The organism is Neptunomonas sp. CHC150 (assembly GCF_030397555.1).
Classification (GTDB): domain Bacteria; phylum Pseudomonadota; class Gammaproteobacteria; order Pseudomonadales; family Balneatricaceae; genus Neptunomonas; species Neptunomonas phycophila.
Genome location: NZ_JAPNXU010000001.1, coordinates 134,047 through 155,827, shown reverse-complemented (window position 1 = coordinate 155,827; position 21,781 = coordinate 134,047). Strand labels below are relative to the sequence as shown.

Genomic DNA, 21,781 nt, shown 5'->3' with positions numbered 1-21,781 from the left:
CCCACCCCTTATGATTGTGATAACTGTGGCTTTAAAGCATATTCACGACTAGCGCCGGCATACTCAACGGTGGCATCGACATACTCACGGTGCAGTTCAGCAACCAACGCTTGAACCGTGGGAACATTGTCTATTGAGCCTACCCCTTGCCCTGCAGACCAAATAGACTTCCACGCAGACGCTCCTTCTTTAGGTGCTGTAAGCTCTTCACCTAAATCCGGTTTTTTCACTTCGTCCACAGGCGCTTCTGGACGTTTACCCGTATTTGGATCAAGCCCTGCTGCAACCAAGCTCGGTTTCAAGAAATTGGCAGGTATGCCCGATATTTCCGGCGTATAAACGATATCAGATGCCGAACTGGCGTTAATCATCTCCTTATAATCTTCCATCGCACGGCTTTCTTGTGTGTTAATAAAACGCGTGCCCATATAAGCCATGTCAGCGCCTATCATCTGTGAGGTTGCAATATCACGGCCCGTCGATAAACATCCCGCCAGCACAACCGTGCCTTTAAAGAATTGGCGAATTTCGTTCACAAATGCAAATGGACTCAGTACTCCCGCGTGTCCACCGGCTCCTGCACAAACAGCGATGAGACCGTCAACCCCGGCTTCTGCGGCTTTTTCAGCATGGCGTACTTGTGCAACATCATGAAAAACTAACCCTCCGTAACTGTGAATCGCATCCACTAATTGGGAAACCGCGCCCAAAGAGGTAATAATCAGAGGGACTTGATGCTTAACGCATAATGCAACGTCGGCTTCTAAACGCGGGTTTGTTTTATGCACTATAAGATTCACACCAAAAGGGGCCGGTTTTTGTCCGGTCTGCGCCTCAAAGTCTGCTAACTCCGCTTTAATTTGAATAAGCCACTCTTCAAAACCTTCGCTCGTGCGCTGATTCAATGCAGGAAACGTCCCTACCACACCCGATTTACATGCTTCGATTACAAGCTCAGGGCCCGAAACTAAAAACATAGGGCTTGAGATTACAGGCAGGGTTAAGCAACCTTGAAAAATCGAGGGTAAGCTCATGATGCACTCCAACTTTGATTTATTAGTGTTATAGGTCAAATTCAGATGATTACTTTTTGACAGCAATCAAACTATTTTGGATATTTTCTGGTAGCTCTGGCGTGTATAACTCAGGAATATAGCGCTTAATAACATCACTGTTCTGTGCCCACGATTGGCAAGTGTTCAGCATTTTAGAAGCGCCTAAACGCATTACTTCGGATTCGGTACCCGGCCATAGCGTTTGTATCGTGGTTGTCGCTAACACCGGCAATAACTCGTTTAAGTGTGTGCAGCCTTGCACTCCACCAACGAGTTCTCGGGTTTTACGTAGCCAGCCACCACTAATACGTGTCCCTTCTAAGCGCTTAAAGACCTGCGCCGCCGAAGGGCAAATTTTAAACGGTGATTGATCAATAGATGCTTCTACAGTATGAATCAACAGACTTCTATCAACCGTTATGCGCAGCCACATATGATGGAATGGCTCACCTGCTGGCACATAGCCATCTCGTTCTGGGTTATCCACATTATCGGTTTTCAGGTCACGCATTTCGGCTTCAATATCCCATAAGCCGTCTTCACGTTCATAACCGATGCAATTAATCACACGCCGATGTATTTGGCGGCGACGCACGGGGCGGGAAATAGGCATAGCGTGCTCCTTACGCGGCATCCTTTGGTGTATCGTCGTTATCCTTCAACATACGACGCAATACTTTGCCAACATTGGATTTGGGTAGCTCTTCAACAAAGCACACTTTTTTAGGAACTTTATAGTTTGTGAGCCTCGCTTTACACCACTTAATCATGTCTTGCTCTGACAGCTCGTTATCTTTGCGCACGACAAAAACTTTAGGGATTTCCCCACAGCGCGGGTCCGGTATACCCACGGCAGCACACTCGATCACCAATGGATGCGAACTCACCACCTCTTCAATTTCGTTCGGGTAAACATTAAAGCCAGAGACAATGATGAGATCTTTTGCACGGTCCACAATACGCAATCGGCCATTCGCTTCGCGGACAGCAACATCACCCGTAATCAAGTAACCATCATGGGTAAAACTGGCCTGTGTTTCCGTTTCCCGCTCCCAATAACCTTTCATAACCTGCGGCCCTTTAACACACAGCTCGCCTATTTCACCGTCTGGCAAAACCGTACCGTCAGTGCCTATGATGACTACATCAGTATCACTCAGTGGCCAGCCTATCGTTCCGATTTCCGTCAAGCCTGGCGGGTTTATTGATACAGCTGGGGAGGTTTCTGTCAGGCCATAACCTTCCATTACATCGCAGCCTGTAATCTCTTTCCATTGGTCGGCTGCGGCATGTGTAAGTGCCATGCCGCCTGAAATAGTTACTTTAAGGTGGCTAAAATCGAGAGCTTTAAAGTCGTCGTTATTACATAACGCGACAAATAATGTATTAAGACCAAGGAAGGTCGAAATTGGCCAGCGCTTGAGCTCTTTAACAAACCCAGCAATGTCGCGGGGGTTGGTAATAAGCACACTGTGCCCACCCTCTTCCATAACAACCATTGCAATCATAAATGCATAGATATGGTAAAGCGGTAGAGGAGAAATGGTGACGTCTTGCCAATTTTTTTCAGCACGATTAATTAAATCATGGCCCTGTAGCATGTTCGATACTAGATTACCGTGCGTTAGCATCGCGCCCTTCGCTACACCGGTCGTCCCTCCCGTGTATTGCAATACCGCAACATCTTCCGTACACATATCCACAGGCGAGGGCTTTTCACCCATGTAAGCCATCATCGCTCCGCGCAATGGTTGCTCCATTGGCAAGTTATAATCAGGCTCCATTTTTTTAACGTATTTAATGGCTGTATTTAGCAAGGTGCGCTTAACAAAGCCATGCAAGTCACCGATCTGGGTAACGAACACATCTTTGATGAGGGTGTTGGCGATGATTTGCTCAGCGTTATGCGCCATACTCGCATGAATGATCAGAGCCTTAGCACCAGAGTCTTTAAATTGATGCTCCAATTCGCGTGGCGTATACAGCGGATTGGTATTTACAACGACTAAGCCCACTTTAAATGCCGCCATTAACACCACAGGGTATTGAATCATGTTTGGTAGCTGAATTGCGATTCGATCCCCCGGTTGCAAGTCCGTATCACGCTGCAAGTACACAGCAAACGAATCAGACAGACGGTCTAATTCTCGATAGGTCAGCGTGCGTCCAAAACTAGTAAAGGCCGGACGATCGGCAAAACGGGTACAGGCATCGGTAAACATATCTACAATATGCCGATAACCTTTTGGATTCAGGTTTTCCGGAATCCAGGATCCACGAGCATGGTCCATTTACTGCCCCCAAAATCTTTATTTTTATGCATGGGCGGACTGTAGTCCGAGCTATGCAACATTTAGCCTAAGAGCCCTATAAAGCTCCGTTTGATCGGACTAACATGTGCATTTAGTGTAGCAGGAAAGTTGGTAAATTAGCTGGCTAACCAAACAGTTCGCCAGCAGACGCTTTATCAACCCACCGGAAACAGAGCGGTCAAACGTGTGGCTAGCATGATGTCACCATCTGCACGAATTCGGCCAGCCATAAAAGCTTGCATTCCGTCAGTCTCGCCAGAGAGGACTTCTTGCAAAGTTTCGCTGTCCATCATTAATGTGACCGTAGGGTCATCATGCTCGCCTTGCGCTGTTTCACAGGTTCCGTCATTAATCACGACATAATACGGTACGCCATCTTCTATTTGGTATTGGAAAACAGCGTCTAGATCACCCGCCGCAGAGCTATTAAAACGCCCTTTCATATCATCAAATACGTTTGCCAGATCAGCCATTACTATCTCCTTAGAGTTATCTTCTTGTTCTGCAGCTGTGTTTAGTACGCTGTTATTGTTAGCCTCGCCAGCGAGGCTAGCTTGTCGGCGAGCCTCATAGCGCGCCGCTTTATAATTAATAAAATGGTGTGCCAGCCAACGGCCAGCACTAAACCTTAGAATCCAGTGCACGCGCTATCCTTAAAAGCTAAACTGATCAACATCCATTGACAGTAAGTTATCAGCACCGGACTGCATAATGGCAACATGGCCATGAGTTCTCGGTAAAATGCGTTCAAAGTAGAAAGTCGCCGTTTTCAGTTTTGCCTCATAAAAAGCGGGCTCAGCCGTCCCAGCATCCAACTTCTCTTGAGCTGCCAACGCCATACGTGCCCAGAAATAAGCCAAACTTACGTAGCCTGAGTACATTAAGTAATCGACGGCCGCCGCACCAACCTCTTCACGATTGTTCATAGCCTTCATGCCAATTTTCATGGTGATGTCAGCCCACTCTTTATTGAGCGTATTCAAGGCATCGACATAAGGTTTCATCGTTTCGTTATCGGCTTGAGCTTTACAGAACTTATGCACAATCTTGGTAAAGCCCTTGAGCGACTCCCCTTGTGTCATGAGCACTTTGCGCCCTAGAAGATCAAGAGCTTGAATTTGAGTAGTACCTTCATAAAGCATGGCGATTCGCGCATCACGCACATTTTGCTCCATACCCCATTCAGCAATATAACCATGACCACCAAACACCTGCATACCATGATTAGCCGACTCGAAACCGACTTCTGTTAAAAAAGCTTTCGCTATTGGTGTTAGGAAGGCGAGTAATGCATCCGCTTCTTTCTTCTCTTCCTCACTGGCCAAATGTGTTTTATCGACGAGTTGAGCACAGTAATAAATTAACGCTCGCCCACCTTCAGCAAATGCTTTTTGTGTGAGCAACATATTACGAACGGCTGGATGTACAATAATAGGATCTGCTGCTTTTTCAGGAGCTTGAGGTCCTGAAAGCGCACGCATTTGAAGACGATCTTTTGCGTAAGCTAACGAGTTTTGAAAACCCCACTCAGCATGTGACAAGCCCTGTAATGCCGTCCCTAAACGTGCTGTATTCATAAAAGTAAACATGCAGTTTAAGCCTTTGTTAGGCGGACCGATCAAGTAGCCTTTAGCGCCATCAAAGTTCATCACGCAGGTCGCATTACCGTGGATACCCATTTTATGCTCAAGCGACCCACAAGCAACCTGATTTCGATCACCCACAGTGGCTGACTCGCCTTCACCATTGGGCATGAATTTAGGGACAATAAATAACGATATACCCTTAGTACCCGCTGGCGCGTCAGGCAGGCGTGCCAATACGATATGCACAATATTATCGGCTAGGTCGTGCTCGCCAGCGGAAATAAATATCTTGGTTCCGCTAATTGCATAACTACCGTCGGACTGAGGCTCAGCTTTAGTGCGCAGCATGCCCAAGTCGGTTCCACAATGCGGCTCAGTAAGGCACATAGTGCCCGTCCATTCGCCACTGACGAGCTTGGTAAGATAAGTCGATTTTTGCTCATCTGTGCCGTGCTCATGCAAGGTGTTCATAGCGCCATGGCTTAACCCAGGATACATTCCCCAAGACCAGTTAGCCGAGCCAACCATTTCACTGATAACGGTTCCCAATGATTCAGGCAAACCTTGCCCGCCGTACTCAACATCATGCGCTAAAGACGGCCAGCCGCCTTCAACGTATTGTTGATAAGCCTCTTTAAAGCCTTCAGGGGTTTTCACATCACCATTATCAAACTGACAACCTTGCTGGTCACCCACCTGGTTCAGAGGTGATAAAACGCGTTCAGCAAACTTAGCGCCTTCTTCCAAAATAGCACTGACCATATCAGGTGTAGCCTCTTCACAACCCGGCAAGCTTGCGTAATGTGCTTCGGCATCCAACACATCATTAAGAACAAACTGGATATCTCGAAGGGGGGCTTTATATTCTGGCATGGCACAATCCTCATTTTATTTTTGAACCGCGCTAATCAACATAAAATACATGCGTGGTTATCTTTATCGTGTTTATTAAGGATGGACGAAAATCTGAAAACCACCAATAACAAAAGAAACCAATATAACTAACAAATAGTGCCACAAGCCTGACATAGCTATTGTTAAAGCACATAAAAGCAGCATTTAGGCTAACAAAAACATTCACTCGCCTACTTATTAACCAATCGCTCGATAAATAACATAACATCCACACCCGCGTCATAAAACTGTCATCTTTGGGTGTTCTAATCCCGCCCTTAGTCAGTTTGGGCCCAAAAAATCCCCAATGTATTCGGACAAATTAAGCATAATTAGCCACAAATTAGTTTTAATCGGGCCTGTCGGCGCCGGTAAAACAACCGCGATTAACACATTGAGTGGCTCAGATGCGGTATCAACTGATGTCAAAGCATCTGACATCACGGGCAACCGAAAGCAAACCACAACCGTCGCACTAGATTACGGCCAACTAACATTAGGTGATCAACACCACATTCGTTTTTACGGTGCACCCGGTCAGTACCGATTTAACTTTATGTGGGATGTTCTAACTTCGGATCTCGCTCACGACGCTAACAAATGTATTTTGCTCTTGGACAACACACGGAATCAGCCGCAGCGCGATTTAACGTTTTACATAGATGAATTTAGCCAACTGATTCAACGAACAGGCTTACTCATTGGTGTTACTCAATCAGACATCAGAAGCGAACCCTCTTTAGCACACTATCAAGCATGGATTGATGAACTAGGCATCCAGGCCGATATCCACTTTTTTGATGCGCGCTCTCGCCAGTCAGTATTAAGCCTTGTGCAACACGCACTAACCGATCGAATAGCGAGCGATTGTTGGACCTCTTTACTCGAGCAATCACAGGACATGCCTATATTGGCGTCTTCACCCGATGATACGCCTCAAGAACCGCCACTTTTGATGGTCAACGATTACTTAGGAGATAAGCTCATCATGAAAGACTCTATCGTGGATGATGTGATGACGATTAAAGGCGTAGAAGGTGCCGTGCTCGCCAACGATATGGGCGACGTGCTGACCTCGTCACTTGATGACCCATTACTCGAAGAATACATTGGATTCATGGCAGGAATGATCCCTGCTTTCCATGCAACAACTCAGTTTGACCCAGCCAAATCAATTTTAATCAAAAGCCCAAAAGGATCATCAATCAACGTATTTATTGAAGAGGATCAAGTACTTGGCATTATTGCCAATCAACGAACATCGGCACGGATGCTGAAGCAGCAAGTAGAAGACATGCTGCAGTGGACTTAATCACAGCCGACTCGAAGAAGCCTCTAAACATGAACATTTTATCTAACTTCCAGATCCTAGGTGGCGTACGCCACAGCTGCCTGATACATAAACACAGGCTGCGCGCCTCAAATTTCCCAGCGATGTTTAACGATAATTTACTCAATACGGCACGTATTTTTAAGCAAATGCTGGACGCTCTTCAAGCACTACAGCAAGGCCATAATGAAGTACAAATAGAAATGAATGATAGCCGCCTACTTGGCTTCCAACTGAATGAAGACACCCTATTTGTATTAATGACAGAGCCAAACATCAATCAAGCATTAATTGGCACCGCTATTCGCTCTGCGGCAAAAAACCTAATTGCCTTTGCCCAATCAGATGACGGCAACATAAAGCCCGCATCTGCTATGCAGCCATCAGTAACGATGACAAAACACATTGAGCGAACAGACAGTAATGTTACGCATGGTACGGATGAAAGCGAGGCTCTGAAGCCCACGTTAAAACAAATCATCCGACTTTTATCCGAGCAAGTGGGTCCTGCAGCGCAAATTTTATTTAAACGTGAATATGTTATTTGGACCAACGAAGGAGAGGTATCAACCTACCGACTGCCATTACTCACTAGCCGAATAGCATCCTTTATCGAACATCCAGAGAAGCGCTCTCACTTTTTACTAGGTGCTTCCGACTTAATCAACGCTGCCACCACAACGGAGTCTTCCAATGCGATCCATTAAAGGCCGAATAGAACGAGCACTGCTGACGGCAGCTCTCATTCCCGTATTATTGGTCTCAGTCTTTGCGTACCTGACAACGCAAGACGCACTTACCCAATCGGGCATACAAAATACGCAAACTCAAGCCCGCTTGCTTTCGAGTGGTATTGAAAATACGTTGAAGTATGTTCCAGGAGATTTGTTTTACCTCAGAGATGCCAATTCCATGTTTGAATATGGCCGTGCCCTAGTAATCAATGATGAAAATACGAAAGAAACACTCGGCCGGTACATAGCAAGGGATTTTCTTAGCATTATAAAAAACCGCCATATTTATAACCAAATCAGGCTCATTGGTGCCGATGGCAAAGAGCTAATTCGCGTTGAGCACAACGAACAAAATGGCTCTAGTCGCGTGGTCCCTTTAGAGTTATTACACGACAAAGCGACCAGTCCACACTTTCAAGCGGCAAAATCCCTTACTTTTGGCGAGTACTACGTCTCCCCCACCGATTTAAACCGTGAAGAAGGTAAATTAGCCCAGCCTCACCAACCAACAATTCGGTTTGCCACCCCCATATTTGCCGTAGGCGAACGCTTGGTGGCTGTGCTCATCATGAATGTTGACGCTAATGCCTTTATCGATCTCATCAAACAAAGTAACCAGCATGATGCCACGCAATTCAGCTTGATCAACAAAGAAGGCTTTTATATCAGCCACAGTGATCAATCCAAAGAGTGGGGCAGTGTTCATGATTTAAGCCATGGTCACTCTTTCAGCGAAGATTACCCAGAACTCGCCTACTCCATCACCCAAGTGACGAGCCTATCTAGTACAGAAAGCGAGCAGAGTCTCATTACATCCTTGCCCGTTTATGCCGACACTGAGCAACAACATATTCTTGGATATTTGATTGCAGAAACACCGAAAAAAGTGGCACTGAAGCTCCTAAACACATTTACCATTGGGTTTGTCGCCTTCATATTATTTGCGGCTGTGATAGGTTTTGTTTTCGCACGGCTCTTATCCACATCAATGACAGCCCCTTTGCGTCAGCTCACGCTCGCCGCCGACAAACTCAGTAAGGGTGAAGTGGATACCCCAATTGAAATCAAATCCCGCGATGAAATTCAATTCTTAGCAGAAGCCTTTGAACGGTTACGTGAGTCCGTCAAGTTATTGATGCGTATGTAGATCACCCACATTAGATAGCCCCGCTGTTACAGCAAAAGGGGCTATCATCCCCCGTTACAGAACCATATAAACTGTTCGAGACAAGCAATAATGAATTGCGAGGCGTAGCTAGTGACTGTCATATCAAACTGCTACAGTCCTGTGTAAATATGTTTAATCATGGAGTGACCAATGCAAACTTTTGAAGCCATTACCAGCCGTCGCGCAGTAAAGCATTTTGACCCCGAACACGTACTAACAGCCGATGAAGAACGCGAACTTTTATCGTTAGCCGTCCTGTCTCCAACAGCTTTCAATATACAAAACTGGCGTTTTGTTGTAGTTAAAGATAAAGCCTTACGCGCACAAATCCGCGCCGCTGCTTGGGATCAGGCACAAGTCACCGATAGCTCACTGCTTGTCATTATGTGCGCCGATTTAAAAGCCTGGGAAAAAGAGCCCGAACGCTATTGGGCCAATACAGACCAAGGCACACGTGACATCCTACTTCCGGCCATTGATAACTACTACCGTGGCAAAGAACAAACACAGCGTGACGAAGCGATGCGCTCTTGTGGCATGGCAGCACAAACGCTCATGCTGACAGCTAAATCTATGGGTTACGACAGCTGCCCAATGGATGGGTTTGATTTTGACGCGGTAGGTAAGCTCATTAAGCTGCCTGAAGATCATGTTATTTCTATGTTTGTAGCTATCGGCAAAGCAACGAAAGAAGCCCATCCTCGTGGCGGTCAATTGCCATTCACTGATGTTGTTATCACCGATACTTTTTAAGGCCTATTAAACACCGCTTAGGTTTAAAAGCGCTTTAAAAGTGCTATCGTCAAAATACCGTATAAAGCTCTCTACACGAGAGCTTTTTTATAGTGAGGCGCCCACACCACTCATCTCATTAAGCAAACAGGCAAAGGGAATATTATGTTAACAATAGGCTTGCTCGGCGGCATGAGCTGGGAATCAACTCAAACCTATTATCAATTACTCAATGAAGGTATCAAACAAGATCGTGGCGGCCTGCATTCAGCCAAAATCATTTTGAACAGCCTAGACTTCGCCGATATAGAAGCACTTCAACATGTAGGCGATTGGCCAGCAACAGCCGATATTCTAACGTCAGCCGCTCAAGCGGTAGAGCGTGCCGGCGCTGACTTCCTAGTTATTTGCACCAACACCATGCATAAAGTCGCGCCCGCCATACAATCGGGGATTAACATTCCTATATTGCACATAGCTGACGCAACAGCCCTAGCATTAAAAGCAGCGGGAATTGATCGTGTTGGATTATTGGGTACACGCTTTACGATGGAACAAGACTTTTATAAACAGCGCCTGATCGATCAATTTGGAATCGATGTAATTATTCCTGATCAAACACAGCGCGACACGGTACATTCGGTTATCTATAACGAGCTATGTTTGGGAACAATCAATCCAACCTCTAGGCAAGCGTATTTAGCAATTATCGAATCTTTATCCGAACAAGGCGTACAGGCTATCATTTTAGGCTGCACAGAAATTGCTCTACTGGTCAAACAAACCGACACGTCGGTTCCTCTTTATGATACAACTGAAATACACGCCAAAGCCGCCATCTCAAAAGCACTTGGTCAATAACTAAGGGTCCATTATGCAGCAACCCATCGCAGGCTATCATACCGATGAAGAAGATCACTGGGTCGCAGAACTGGCCTGCGGTCATAACCAGCACGTGCGCCACAATCCACCATGGACTAGTCGAGTTTGGGTCACCACACCCGAAGGTAGGGCTTCCCAATTAGGCACACAGCTAAATTGCATTAAGTGCGACACTAACGAACCTCGCGATTGGAATTAACTCCTCAAATACCTGTCAAATAAAGTAATATGACACATCAAATCGCCAACAAAAGAGGACAGCATGGGACTACTAAGCAGCGCCTATAAAGGTTTTACCTTGCTTTCATCCGATACTTGGGCAACCTGTAAAGCGGTCTGGGATAAACGCTCGCCTTGGTCTGCCAAGCTCTTATTTATCCTATTAGCGGTATACGCAATAAGCCCCTTAGACTTGATTCCCGACCTCCTGTTAGTCTTCGGGCTTATTGACGATGTGGTCGTGGTAGCCTTTGGCTTAAAAATGATTCGCAAGCTGATTCCGACTGACGTTTTAAACGACTATCAGCAAAGATAAGCACTGCCCCCTTTGCCCTAATTGCGCTATTATCTTGTTCTTTTTAATAGAGAAAGTAATAGCATATGCCAGCCGCTTCAACACCATCTCAGCCACTGCATATTGTCATTATTGGGTACGTTTGGCCTGAGCCTAACTCCTCGGCTGCTGGCTATCATATGCTGTCTTTTATAGAACTCTTTCATAATCAGGGATGGACGATAACATTTGCTAGCCCCGCCTCATTAGGCGACCACAGGGCCGACTTATCACCGTGGAATGTCCAAGAAGTCGCCATCAGCCTAAATGACGCCAGCTTTGATACATGGATTGCAGAACAACGCCCAAACGTCGTGCTTTTTGATCGTTTTATGATGGAAGAACAGTTTGGTTGGCGAGTAGAAAAAGCCTGCCCCGATGCCATCCGACTGCTGGATACGGAAGACCTCCATAGCTTGCGCGATGCAAGGCATCAGATGCTTAAAAAGCAACTACAGCTGACAAAGGATGAGGTTGATTTCACCCCTCTTTTGGAGATGGATACCCTTTTCGATTACATGAGCCCTACTGATTTAGCACAACGTGAGATTGCCTCAATTTATCGATGTGACCTTACTTTAATGATCTCGGATGTTGAGCTTCGCTTACTCACCGACTATTTCAGCGTCCCCTATCAGCAGCTCATGCACTGCCCATTTATGATAAATCATGAGCGTTCAGCGCCAGCTTCTACCCCGTCATGGCAACAGCGTCAGCACTTTGTCAGTATTGGTAATTTTAGACATGCCCCTAACTGGGACGCTGTTTTGTGGTTAAAACAACGTATTTGGCCCAAAATACGACAAGCTTTACCTCAAGCGGAGCTTCATATTTACGGCGCCTATCCGCCGCCCAAAGCTACGGATTTAAACCACCCCAGCAGCGGCTTTTACGTAAAAGGCTGGGCAGAATCGGCTGACGAAGTGATACAGAACGCTCGCGTACTTATCGCGCCATTGCGCTTTGGTGCCGGAATTAAAGGTAAGCTGCTGGACGCCATGCGCAACGGAACGCCTTCCGTCACAACACCGATAGGAGTGGAAGGGATGGTCAGCTCACAAGCATGGCCGGGAGCCATCGGCGGATCAGAAAAAGCCATTGCAGCTGCCGCGGTGCAGATATATCAAGATGAAGCCACTTGGCTGAAAGCTCAATCACGAACACAAGCTATTTTAGATCACCGATTTAACACCGTTAAAAACCAAGGTAATTTGCTTTATCTGCTTAACCAAATGCTCGATAAAAAGCATTTAGCTCAACACCGGAAAAATAATTTTGTTGGTCAAATGCTTAGACACCATCACCACAAAAGCACGCAGTACATGTCACAATGGATTGAAGCAAAAAATAAATTATCGTAAGAGATCAAAACCCCGGAATACCTAGTGGCCCAGGAAGATCGGGGATAGGAGAACAAGCGATTAATGCAAGCGCATATGCCGTAACGCTAAGCAACCGAACTATCATATATTACGTCCTAATGATTCCGTTAAAACGGCTAGGATAGCAGGTTTGTTAGCCCTTCGGACACGCCTTCTCTAAGCACCAACACATCACAGCTTAAGCGATCGAGTATCTTTTCAGCCGTATTGCCTAACAACGCTCCCGTTAAGCCCGATCGCGCTTGCGTTCCTATAACAACAACCGCTGCATTATTCTCTTTCGCCGTTTGGCTCACCCAATGCTCCGGTGGACCTTCACCAATCCACACATCAGCAGGCTTCATTTTCGAACTCGCTAGTAATGTATGAACAACGGCTTCCACATCATTTTTTAATAACTCAGCCGATTGGTTTTCCAGCTCTGCACCGAGCATAGGCGGTGGATAAGCGGCGGTTACCTGCAAAGGCGCTTGAGCCTCACGTGCAATAAAGCCTGCCATCATCAACACCATCTGATTTAAGCGATTGCGCTTCTCCTCTTTACCACGAGGATCAACCGCCGCCAAAATTGCCCCGTGCTCCCATAAACTATCCCGTTTAACCAGTAAAACAGGGCACGGGGTTTGGCGTAACAATTGCCAATCTAACGGAGCCAAAAAGCCACTGTGGTCCGTATCACAACTTTTGATAAGCAATGAAAAGTGATCATCTTTCCAGCGGCGCTGTACCTCTTTTACTAACGACTTATCTTCGATATACAGCACATTAATCGCTAAACCATCCACCTGCAGCCGGATAATTAACTGCATAATAGGCTGATCAGCCATAGGTGCATTCAGCCACAAAACGTCCATGGCGCACTTCATACGATCAGCAATCAGTACGGCTCGTTTAAACGCTTTTTCATCCGAACCCGTTCCTTCTAAAGCAACCAGTATCTTTCGGTTAAATAGCATCAGAGTGCACCTTTATCTTGTGAATCTTGATAACCATCTTTAATTGCTGATGTTACCGCTGAACGAGCATTCAACAAACAAGCCAATGCAGGTAATAACACTAATGCGCCCAACATATTCCAAAGGAACATAAAGGTAAGCAAAATACCCATATCAGCCTGGAATTTAATCGGCGACAACACCCACAGCACAACACCTGTTGCTAACGTTAACCCGGTAAAGGCAACCGATGAACCAGTGGTTTTAAGTGTTGCCAAATACGCATCTTTTAAGCTCATTCCTTCAACCAGATAGGTATTGAGTCGGGAATAAATATAAATACCATAATCCACACCAATCCCTACACCCAGCGCAATCACAGGTAAGGTCGCCACTTTCACGCCAATACCCAGCCATGCCATCAAGGCTTGGCATAACAAAGAAGTCAGTGCCAACGGTGCGATAATACAAAAGACCGTTTTGATAGAGCGGAAGGTTAACAAACACAGCAAACTTACCACGCCATATACCCAAGCCAGCATATCGTATTGAGCGGTTTCAATGACCTGATTCGTTGCCGCTTCAAAGCCACTATTGCCTGCCGCCATTTCAAAGCGTAACTCATCAGTATTGTTCGCCATCGCATAGTCATCAATAATGTGAGTTAACTGCGATAGCGTTTCGGCTTTATGGTCATCCAAAAAGATAATAACGGGCAGTAAAGAGCAATCCGAGTTCATAAAGCCCGCCGGAACATATCCAAGCGATGCATTAATCACGTATTGATTACGGCTAATAGTGCGCCATTTTAAATTGCCTTCGTTTAACCCTGCCGTTACCCGCTTTGATACATCCGCTAGCGAAATCGAGCTCTGCACACCCGGAACACCAGTGAGGAACTGCTGAAAGCGCTCCACACCGGCTAAACTTTGGTAACTTGTACACGCCTGCGTAGGTGTGATGGCCATCACCACAAAGATGTCACTGGACGTGCTGTAATTTTCGCTTATAAAAGCATTATCTAGGTTATAGCGAGAGTCTGCCCGAAGTTCGGGGGCGCCAGCATCTAAATCACCGATTCTAAGATCTTTACTACCCCATAAACCTACACCCAGCGCCACCAACGCCACAACCACAGCGATACTCGCTCCTCGCTTAGTTGCGAAAAAAGTCATTGGCTGCCACATCGAAGTGTCGGAGTTTTGACTCTTTTCCATGCGCGCCACCGCTTTGTTACCCACACCGATAAATGACAACAAAACCGGTAATAAAAAAAGATTGGTCAACACAATAACCGCAACGCCCATTGAGGCCGCCACCGCTAAATCTTTAATGACCTGAATATCGATAACCATCAGGGTTACAAACCCCAGACCATCAGACAATAAAGCCGTTAGGCCCGGTATATAAATGGCTCTAAACGCGCGACGAGCCGCTAACCATGGCTCAGCGCCTAATGATTGCTCTAAACGTACCGTATTAACTACCTGCACCCCATGGCTAACACCAATCGCGAAAACCAAAAACGGGACCAACATCGAATACGGATCTAGCCCATACCCAAGCGCTTTCAGTAAGCCCAATTGCCAAATAACAGCCACCAGCGAGCACGCTATTGGGATTAATGTTCCACTTACACTCCCAGAGTAGAGGTACAGCAAGATAAGTGTGACAACAATGGCAATAGCGAAGAATAAAGCGACAGAGCGTGCGCCATCGATCAAATCACCCACTATTTTAGCGAATCCAGTAATACGAATCGTGACTGCGTCGGTTTGATATTTATCGCGCAGTAACGTCTCTACTTTGGATGACAAGCTCTGGTAATTAAGTTTTTCTCCGGTTTCTGGATCTTTATCCAACAACGGGACTTGCACCATGGCGGACCGGAAATCATTAGCCACCAAGATCCCCACCTGCCCCGAGCGTAAAATATTAGTGCGCACATTATTCAGTGCTTGCTCGCTATCATCGTAATCAGCCGGGATAACAGGCCCCCCAACGAATCCTTGCTCGGTTACTTCGGTCCAACGAACGTTAGGGGTCCATATTGACTTAACGGCCGAACGGTCTACCCCAGGAATATAAAAAGCCTCGTCTGTTACTTGCTTTAGGGTGTTTTGAAATTCAGCTGTAAAAATATCTCCTTGCTCTGCTTGGACAACCACACGCAAGCTATTACCTAGGCCCGACAGGTCATCCCGGTAGGTTAAGTAGTTCTCCACATAGGGATGGCTAGATGGAATCATTTTTACAAAGCTGGCATCCGGGCGAATCTGTACCGCTTGGCTTAACAACCACAAGGTAACCGCCGCAAACACAAACAAAACGGGTACACGGCGCTCAAATAAAAGACGCTCAAGGATTTGCTCAGACAGCTTAATAGGAGCCAATAATAAAGAAGCAATTTTCACGGCTGAGCCCTCATCGCAATTCCCTTCTGCTCGCTAGCATGCAGCGATATCGCCTCACCCAGACGATCTATTAATTTGACGCCCTTCTCTCCAACCAATACCCAACCATTCTTTACAGGCACGGCCGCACTCCAACCTCGACGATCAGATTGGTTCAATAGTTGTAAGCGATGGCTTTGCTCTCCCAGCAAAACACTGCCGCCTTGCCCAGCAATTAGCAGAGATTGGTTATCCCGAGAGGCCACGGCAGAAAGCGTGCTGGGAGTATCAATTGCCACTTGTCCCCATGTGATGCCTTGGTCCGGGCTAGTAAATAAGTGTCCCCGCAAGCCCGCAAGAAGCACTTCACCGCGGTATACATTGATATCAAAGAAGGATCCTTCGTAAGGCGAATCAAGCGCTTCCCAGTGCTCCCCTTGGTCACCGGATCGATACAAGATACCGGCCTCACCGGCTAAATACAGATAATGAGCATCGCCTGTCATAGCGTTTAAATGAAAACGGTCAGGGTTAGGGACCCGATGTGAAAGCACTTTCCAGCTATCGCCACCATCTTGTGTTGCAATCAACAAGCCATATGCGCCCATGACAAATCCATGGTCAGAGTCGCTAAAGAACACATTCAACAGAGGTAAACTGGGGCCATCTTCTTGAGCAACAATGGCGTCATCCAGATAATAACTAAGCTCATCAACGGCTAACTCTGGCATTGCAGAATCGCCACCGGCATCAATTAAACGCTGGAACTGCTCAACTTGAAGCGCGTTTAGCTCATTGCCCGTCATCACAACACGCCAATTAAGGCCTGCATCACTGGTGCGGAGCAAAACACCGTCATGCCCTACGGCCCAGCCAATAGAGTCAGTCACAAAGGTTACTGCCGTCAGCATAACGCTGGTTGGCACATCCGCTTGTTGCCACTGACGACCTTGCGTATCGGAGAGCAGAATCACGCCTTGGTCCCCAACAGCAACCAAACGATCACCCGCTTTAGCAATATCCAGCAATAAACCGGACGTGGCACGTGGCGTTTTTAATGCTGGTGCGTCCAAACGATCAGCATTAGCCGATGATGAAAAGAACACGACAAGCATCAAACAACGAATACATACACCAACAGGCGAAAAAACAGCTGGCATTATAAAAAGCCGTTGTAAACGACATAGATTGAGCATAAGCCCCTCATTATTATCTTTATCCGGGGTTGGTTAAGCCGAACCCGATATAACTGACAAAAGTGTAGTTCACTCTTCAACCACCGTGGTTGTTGGGCAAACAGAAATGGCTGTTATGACGTTAAAATTCGACCGTTATAGGATCTTACGTACATAAAAAACCTGCAATAACAGAAAATCCCATAAAGAGTAACAAAACAGGTCAGCGTATTCTAAAGCAAGCCGACAAAGACCGCTTTAATAGATTTTGTTTCCTATAGTAAACATTGATTTTTACCTGACTTTGTAGTTAATTCTTACAGGTATCCTTAACACTACAACACCCTCAAACGGTTATCTGATAAAAAAACCGACGACGGAGAAGGTAAGCTACTCATGAAAACATTTACTCGCACCCTACTGAGCGTAGGTACAGCCCTGTGTTTATACGGCACAGCCGCTCAAGCAGATACGATCAAAATCGCTCTTGCTGGCCCAGCTACAGGCCCCGTTGCTCAGTATGGCGATATGCAAAAAGTTGGCGTACTGGCCGCAATCGAACAGATCAATAAGGCCGGTGGTGTTAATGGCGACATGTTAGAAAGCGTTATTTATGATGACGCTTGCGACCCTAAACAAGCGGTCGCTGTTGCTAACAAAATCGTTAACGACGGCGTTCAATATGTAGTAGGTCACCTATGCTCTTCATCAACAGAGCCGGCTTCTGATATTTATGATGAAGAGGGTGTTCTGATGATCACAGCAGCATCAACCTCGCCATCAATCACCGAAAAAGGCTACGGTATGATCTTCCGAACTATCGGTCTTGATAGTTTACAGGGTCCATTTGCTGCCCAATACATCATCGACAACGTTAAACCCCAAAATATGGCTATCATCCATGATAAGCAACAATACGGTGAAGGCTTAGCAACAGCGGTTAAAGATGCCGTGGAAGCTAATGGCATTACCCCTGTCATGTTTGAAGGTGTGACCGCTGGCGACAAAGACTTTTCAGCACTCATCGCAAAGCTTAAAAAGAACAACGTCGATTTTATTTACTATGGTGGCTACCATCCAGAATTAGGCCTTATCTTACGTCAGTCAGCTGAAAAAGGCTTAAATGCTAAATTCATGGGACCTGAAGGTGTAGGCAACCCAGACATTTCTAAAATTGCCGGCGAAGCTTCTGAAGGCCTTTTAGTCACGTTACCGCAAAGCTTTGATCAAGACCCCGCTAACCAAGCGATTGTAGAAGCAATTAAAGCGAAAAACGAAGACCCATCAGGCGCATTCGTCTTCCCTGCTTATTCTGCTGTTCAAATCATGACAGAAGCCATGAAAGGGGCTGACTCAACTGACCCAGAAGAAGTCGCTGAGTACATTCATAACAACACCTTTGATACCACTACTGGCAAATTAGCGTTTGACGAAAAAGGTGACCTAACTGAGTTCTCTTTTGTTGTTTATGACTGGCACGCCGACGGTACTAAAACACCGGCCAAATAAGGCCACGCTGTTTACCTACGCCTTATCGGCTGGGTAAACACCTACTCTTTTACTGTGCTGCCTTACCCATTGTAAGCACTCAAGAGTTAACGCTGGCAACACTCTACCTTAGTCGTTGCTGGAACAGATAACACCCTTATCCCCTAACCGGGATCGGGGTGTTTCACTATACGGTTCCCCTATGTCTGAAACGTTTTTATACTTACTACAACAAATAATTAACGGGCTAACAATTGGCTCAACATACGCATTAATCGCCATTGGCTACACCATGGTGTATGGCATTATTGGCATGATCAACTTCGCTCATGGCGAAATTTACATGATCGGCTCCTACATCAGTTTTATTGTGATCGCAGGACTATTAGGAATGGGGCTAGTTGGCTTACCGATTATCCTACTAGTTGCACTAATCGTGGCCGTTATTATAGCGAGCACCTATGGTTGGACTGTTGAGCGTGTTGCCTACCGCCCCTTACGCGGATCTAATCGGCTTATTCCCCTAATTTCTGCTATTGGCATGTCCATTTTTCTTCAAAACTACGTGGTTCTTGCTCAAGGCTCACGTGATGTGGCCTTACCACCGCAAATCACGGGCGGTTGGACATTTGGAGACCCTTCCGTATTTGAGGTGTCGTTCTCATACATGCAGCTGATCATATGGACGGTGACCGTCATTAGCATGACAGGCTTAACCTTGTTCATATCCCGCTCTCGAATGGGTCGCGCGTGCCGTGCTTGTTCCGAAGACATTGGCATGACCAACCTATTAGGCATCGACACTAACCGGATTATCGCACTGACCTTTATTATTGGTGCCGCATTAGCTGCCATTGCAGGTTTATTGCTAGGCTTATATTACGGCGTAGTTAACCCATTTGTCGGCTTTATGGCAGGATTAAAAGCCTTTACCGCTGCCGTACTCGGCGGGATCGGATCTATTCCCGGAGCAATGTTGGGGGGACTAATTTTAGGGGTTACTGAGGCGTTAACCTCAGCCTACTTCCCTTCCGAATATAAAGATGTTGTCTCGTTTGGCCTCTTAGTATTGATTCTTCTATTCCGCCCCAGTGGTTTATTAGGTAAGCCGGAGGTGGAAAAAGTCTAATGGCTAGTAAATTTTATAATGCGATTTTCGCCGCTGGGGTTGCCTTTATCCTCGCGTGTTTAATGCTTGGTGTCACACTTCAATCTGAGGGGACGTTCCTAGCCGTTGAAGGTGCCTCTGCAGAGCGCTGGACATTGATAGGCATAGGTATTGGTTTGGTCTTTCTTTCGCAGCTTTTTGCAGAGCAGGTAGATGCCCTGTTTGGTAAAGTGCCTAAGCCTAATCTACATGCATTAATGCCCAAAGGACAGAAGGTAGATACGCTAAAGCCTTGGCTGATTGCCGCTCTTTTCATTGGCATGGTGATTTGGCCTTTCATGGTTTCGCGTGGATCTGTTGACCTTGCAACCTTAACGCTTATCTACATCATGTTAGGTCTAGGCCTAAACATTGTGGTCGGGCTCGCAGGCTTGTTGGATTTAGGTTACGTCGCCTTCTATGCTGTTGGTGCTTACACCTATGCATTATGCTCCGAATATTTAGGGTTATCGTTTTGGGTCTGTTTGCCGCTGTCCGCTGGGCTTGCAGCATTGTTTGGCTTTTTACTGGGCTTTCCTGTGTTGCGCTTGCGCGGAGACTACCTAGCGATTGTAACGCTTGGCTTCGGTGAGATTATTCGTATCCTACTCAATAACTGGACATCGATCACCGGCGGACCTAACGGTATCTCCGGTATCGAAAAACCAACGTTATTCGGCCTTGAGTTTAGCCGACGAGCCTCCGAAGACGGACAGACCTTCCACGAGTTCTTTGGTATTGATTACAGTAGCGGCTACAAGGTTATCTTCCTATACCTCATTGCTGTTGTATTAGTGGCTTTTGTCATCTTCGTTATCAACCGCCTTATTCGCATGCCGATTGGTCGCGCATGGGAAGCGTTACGCGAAGACGAGATCGCATGTCGATCATTAGGCCTAAACCGCACCGCAATCAAGCTATCAGCCTTTACTATTGGCGCATCAACAGCGGGGTTTGCTGGTTCCTTCTTTGCGGCTCGCCAAGGTTTTATTAGTCCTGAATCCTTCATCTTCATTGAATCGGCTATCATTTTGGCCATTGTGGTTCTGGGCGGTATGGGCTCACAAGTGGGCGTTATTTTAGCCGCCATTATCATGACAATACTGCCTGAGATAGCACGTGAATTTTCAGAATACCGCATGCTGTTATTTGGATTACTCATGGTTGTAATGATGCGTTGGCGCCCTCAAGGCCTAGTTCCAATGAAACGCCCGCACCTCGCTTTAAATGATACGGAGGTGAAGTCATGAGCCAGTTATTATTAGATGTTAACGGGCTAATGATGCAGTTTGGTGGGCTAGTTGCCGTCAACAAAGTGAATTTGAACGTAAAAGAACGTCAAATAGTGTCGGTTATCGGCCCCAATGGAGCAGGTAAAACGACCGTGTTTAACTGCCTGTCCGGTTTCTACATCCCAACAGGCGGCAGCGTTATGTTTAAAGGGAAAGAAATAGCGGGCAAAAAAGACTTTCAAATCTCTCGCCAAGGTTTAGTACGCACCTTCCAGCACGTACGTCTATTCAAGCAAATGACAGTCATCGAGAACATGCTGGTTGCACAGCATCGCCATCTCAATACCAATTTGCTATCGGGCCTATTCAAAACCGCATCTTACAAACGCCTTGAACAAGAAGCGATGGACCGTGCCGCCCACTGGCTAGAAGAAGTCGATCTATTACAGTTTGCTAACCGTGAATCAGGCAACCTTTCTTACGGCCAGCAACGTCGTTTAGAGATTGCACGCTGTATGGTGACTCAACCCGAGCTGTTACTGTTGGATGAGCCAGCTGCTGGCCTCAACCCCAACGAAACAAAAGAACTGGATGAACTCATCATCAAGCTACGTGAGGAACACGACATTTCGGTACTCTTAATCGAGCATGATATGGGTCTAGTCATGGGCATTTCGGATCATATTTACGTAATCGCTCAAGGCACACCACTCGCCGATGGTAATGCCGATGACATCCGCAACAATCCCGATGTTATCAAAGCATACTTAGGAGAAGCCTAAC

The 21,781-nt window shown here is 46.4% G+C and carries 20 protein-coding genes; 12 read left to right on the top strand and 8 right to left on the bottom strand.

Annotated elements, in window-relative coordinates:
- Positions 1-8: 8 nt before the first annotated feature.
- The 5 genes from OW491_RS00820 to OW491_RS00800 form a co-directional block, all read right to left on the bottom strand.
- Positions 9-1,034 carry a nitronate monooxygenase family protein gene (locus OW491_RS00820; RefSeq protein ID WP_075173731.1) on the bottom strand — a complete coding sequence of 342 codons (1,026 nt, stop codon included), beginning with the start codon at positions 1,032-1,034 and terminating at the stop codon, positions 9-11.
- 49 nt (positions 1,035-1,083) lie between these two features.
- Entirely contained in the window at positions 1,084-1,668 is a 585-nt protein-coding gene (locus OW491_RS00815; RefSeq protein ID WP_075179798.1) for a DUF2889 domain-containing protein, read from the bottom strand.
- Positions 1,669-1,678: 10 nt separating this feature from the next.
- Positions 1,679-3,346 (bottom strand): AMP-binding protein, encoded by a 1,668-nt coding sequence (locus OW491_RS00810; RefSeq protein WP_215150936.1) that lies wholly within the window; start codon positions 3,344-3,346, stop codon positions 1,679-1,681.
- Between the two features lie 176 nt (positions 3,347-3,522).
- The gene (locus tag OW491_RS00805; RefSeq protein ID WP_341217849.1) at positions 3,523-4,011 is read right to left on the bottom strand and encodes an SCP2 sterol-binding domain-containing protein; all 489 of its coding nucleotides are present in this window, start codon (positions 4,009-4,011) and stop codon (positions 3,523-3,525) included.
- Positions 4,012-4,020: 9 nt separating this feature from the next.
- On the bottom strand, positions 4,021-5,826 hold the full coding sequence (locus OW491_RS00800; protein ID WP_075173728.1) for an acyl-CoA dehydrogenase C-terminal domain-containing protein: 1,806 nt from the start codon (positions 5,824-5,826) through the stop codon (positions 4,021-4,023).
- A gap of 328 nt (positions 5,827-6,154) precedes the next feature.
- On the opposite strand from OW491_RS00800, the gene OW491_RS00795 reads away from it, so the two are divergent.
- The 8 genes from OW491_RS00795 to OW491_RS00760 all read left to right on the top strand — a co-directional run bounded on the left by OW491_RS00795 (position 6,155) and on the right by OW491_RS00760 (position 12,607).
- The gene (locus OW491_RS00795; RefSeq protein WP_290034376.1) at positions 6,155-7,159 is read left to right on the top strand and encodes a GTPase; all 1,005 of its coding nucleotides are present in this window, start codon (positions 6,155-6,157) and stop codon (positions 7,157-7,159) included.
- 29 nt (positions 7,160-7,188) lie between these two features.
- Entirely contained in the window at positions 7,189-7,884 is a 696-nt protein-coding gene (locus OW491_RS00790) for a hypothetical protein (RefSeq protein ID WP_139303212.1), read from the top strand.
- Positions 7,871-9,058: a HAMP domain-containing protein gene (locus OW491_RS00785; protein ID WP_075173725.1), complete on the top strand. Its 1,188-nt coding sequence runs from the start codon at positions 7,871-7,873 to the stop codon at positions 9,056-9,058. Before OW491_RS00790 ends, OW491_RS00785 begins: the two co-directional genes overlap by 14 nt.
- Before the next feature lie 171 nt (positions 9,059-9,229).
- Positions 9,230-9,832, top strand: a complete 603-nt coding sequence (locus tag OW491_RS00780) for a nitroreductase family protein (protein WP_290034375.1) — start codon at positions 9,230-9,232, stop codon at positions 9,830-9,832.
- Positions 9,833-9,976: 144 nt separating this feature from the next.
- Positions 9,977-10,672: an aspartate/glutamate racemase family protein gene (locus tag OW491_RS00775; RefSeq protein ID WP_290034374.1), complete on the top strand. Its 696-nt coding sequence runs from the start codon at positions 9,977-9,979 to the stop codon at positions 10,670-10,672.
- Positions 10,673-10,685: 13 nt separating this feature from the next.
- Complete coding sequence (locus OW491_RS00770; protein WP_075173723.1) at positions 10,686-10,892, top strand: DUF3565 domain-containing protein; 207 nt, start codon at positions 10,686-10,688, stop codon at positions 10,890-10,892.
- 63 nt (positions 10,893-10,955) lie between these two features.
- A complete protein-coding gene (locus OW491_RS00765; protein WP_075173722.1) occupies positions 10,956-11,228 on the top strand; it encodes a DUF1232 domain-containing protein in 273 nt (90 codons plus the stop codon).
- Between the two features lie 65 nt (positions 11,229-11,293).
- Positions 11,294-12,607: a glycosyltransferase gene (locus OW491_RS00760; RefSeq protein ID WP_290034373.1), complete on the top strand. Its 1,314-nt coding sequence runs from the start codon at positions 11,294-11,296 to the stop codon at positions 12,605-12,607.
- A 137-nt stretch (positions 12,608-12,744) separates the two neighbouring features.
- On the opposite strand, the gene OW491_RS00755 is transcribed toward OW491_RS00760, so the two are convergent.
- Genes OW491_RS00755 through OW491_RS00745 form a run of 3 tightly spaced genes read right to left on the bottom strand, consistent with a single transcriptional unit; the run spans position 12,745 to position 17,116 of the window.
- Positions 12,745-13,584 (bottom strand): universal stress protein, encoded by an 840-nt coding sequence (locus OW491_RS00755; protein ID WP_290034372.1) that lies wholly within the window; start codon positions 13,582-13,584, stop codon positions 12,745-12,747.
- Complete coding sequence (locus tag OW491_RS00750) at positions 13,584-15,977, bottom strand: MMPL family transporter (RefSeq protein WP_290034371.1); 2,394 nt, start codon at positions 15,975-15,977, stop codon at positions 13,584-13,586. The genes OW491_RS00755 and OW491_RS00750 overlap by 1 nt, the downstream gene beginning before the upstream one ends.
- Positions 15,974-17,116 (bottom strand): YCF48-related protein, encoded by a 1,143-nt coding sequence (locus OW491_RS00745; protein ID WP_290034370.1) that lies wholly within the window; start codon positions 17,114-17,116, stop codon positions 15,974-15,976. Before OW491_RS00745 ends, OW491_RS00750 begins: the two co-directional genes overlap by 4 nt.
- Before the next feature lie 411 nt (positions 17,117-17,527).
- Here OW491_RS00745 and OW491_RS00740 point away from each other — a divergent pair, with 411 nt between their 5' ends.
- The 4 genes from OW491_RS00740 (at position 17,528) to livG (ending at position 21,780) form a co-directional block, all read left to right on the top strand.
- On the top strand, positions 17,528-18,640 hold the full coding sequence (locus OW491_RS00740; RefSeq protein ID WP_178969320.1) for a branched-chain amino acid ABC transporter substrate-binding protein: 1,113 nt from the start codon (positions 17,528-17,530) through the stop codon (positions 18,638-18,640).
- Positions 18,641-18,821: 181 nt separating this feature from the next.
- Complete coding sequence (gene livH / locus OW491_RS00735; RefSeq protein ID WP_075173716.1) at positions 18,822-19,748, top strand: high-affinity branched-chain amino acid ABC transporter permease LivH; 927 nt, start codon at positions 18,822-18,824, stop codon at positions 19,746-19,748.
- Positions 19,748-21,016 carry a high-affinity branched-chain amino acid ABC transporter permease LivM gene (locus tag OW491_RS00730; protein WP_290034369.1) on the top strand — a complete coding sequence of 423 codons (1,269 nt, stop codon included), beginning with the start codon at positions 19,748-19,750 and terminating at the stop codon, positions 21,014-21,016. The genes livH and OW491_RS00730 overlap by 1 nt, the downstream gene beginning before the upstream one ends.
- Entirely contained in the window at positions 21,013-21,780 is a 768-nt protein-coding gene (gene livG, locus OW491_RS00725) for a high-affinity branched-chain amino acid ABC transporter ATP-binding protein LivG (RefSeq protein WP_290034368.1), read from the top strand. Before OW491_RS00730 ends, livG begins: the two co-directional genes overlap by 4 nt.
- Position 21,781: the final 1 nt, after the last annotated feature.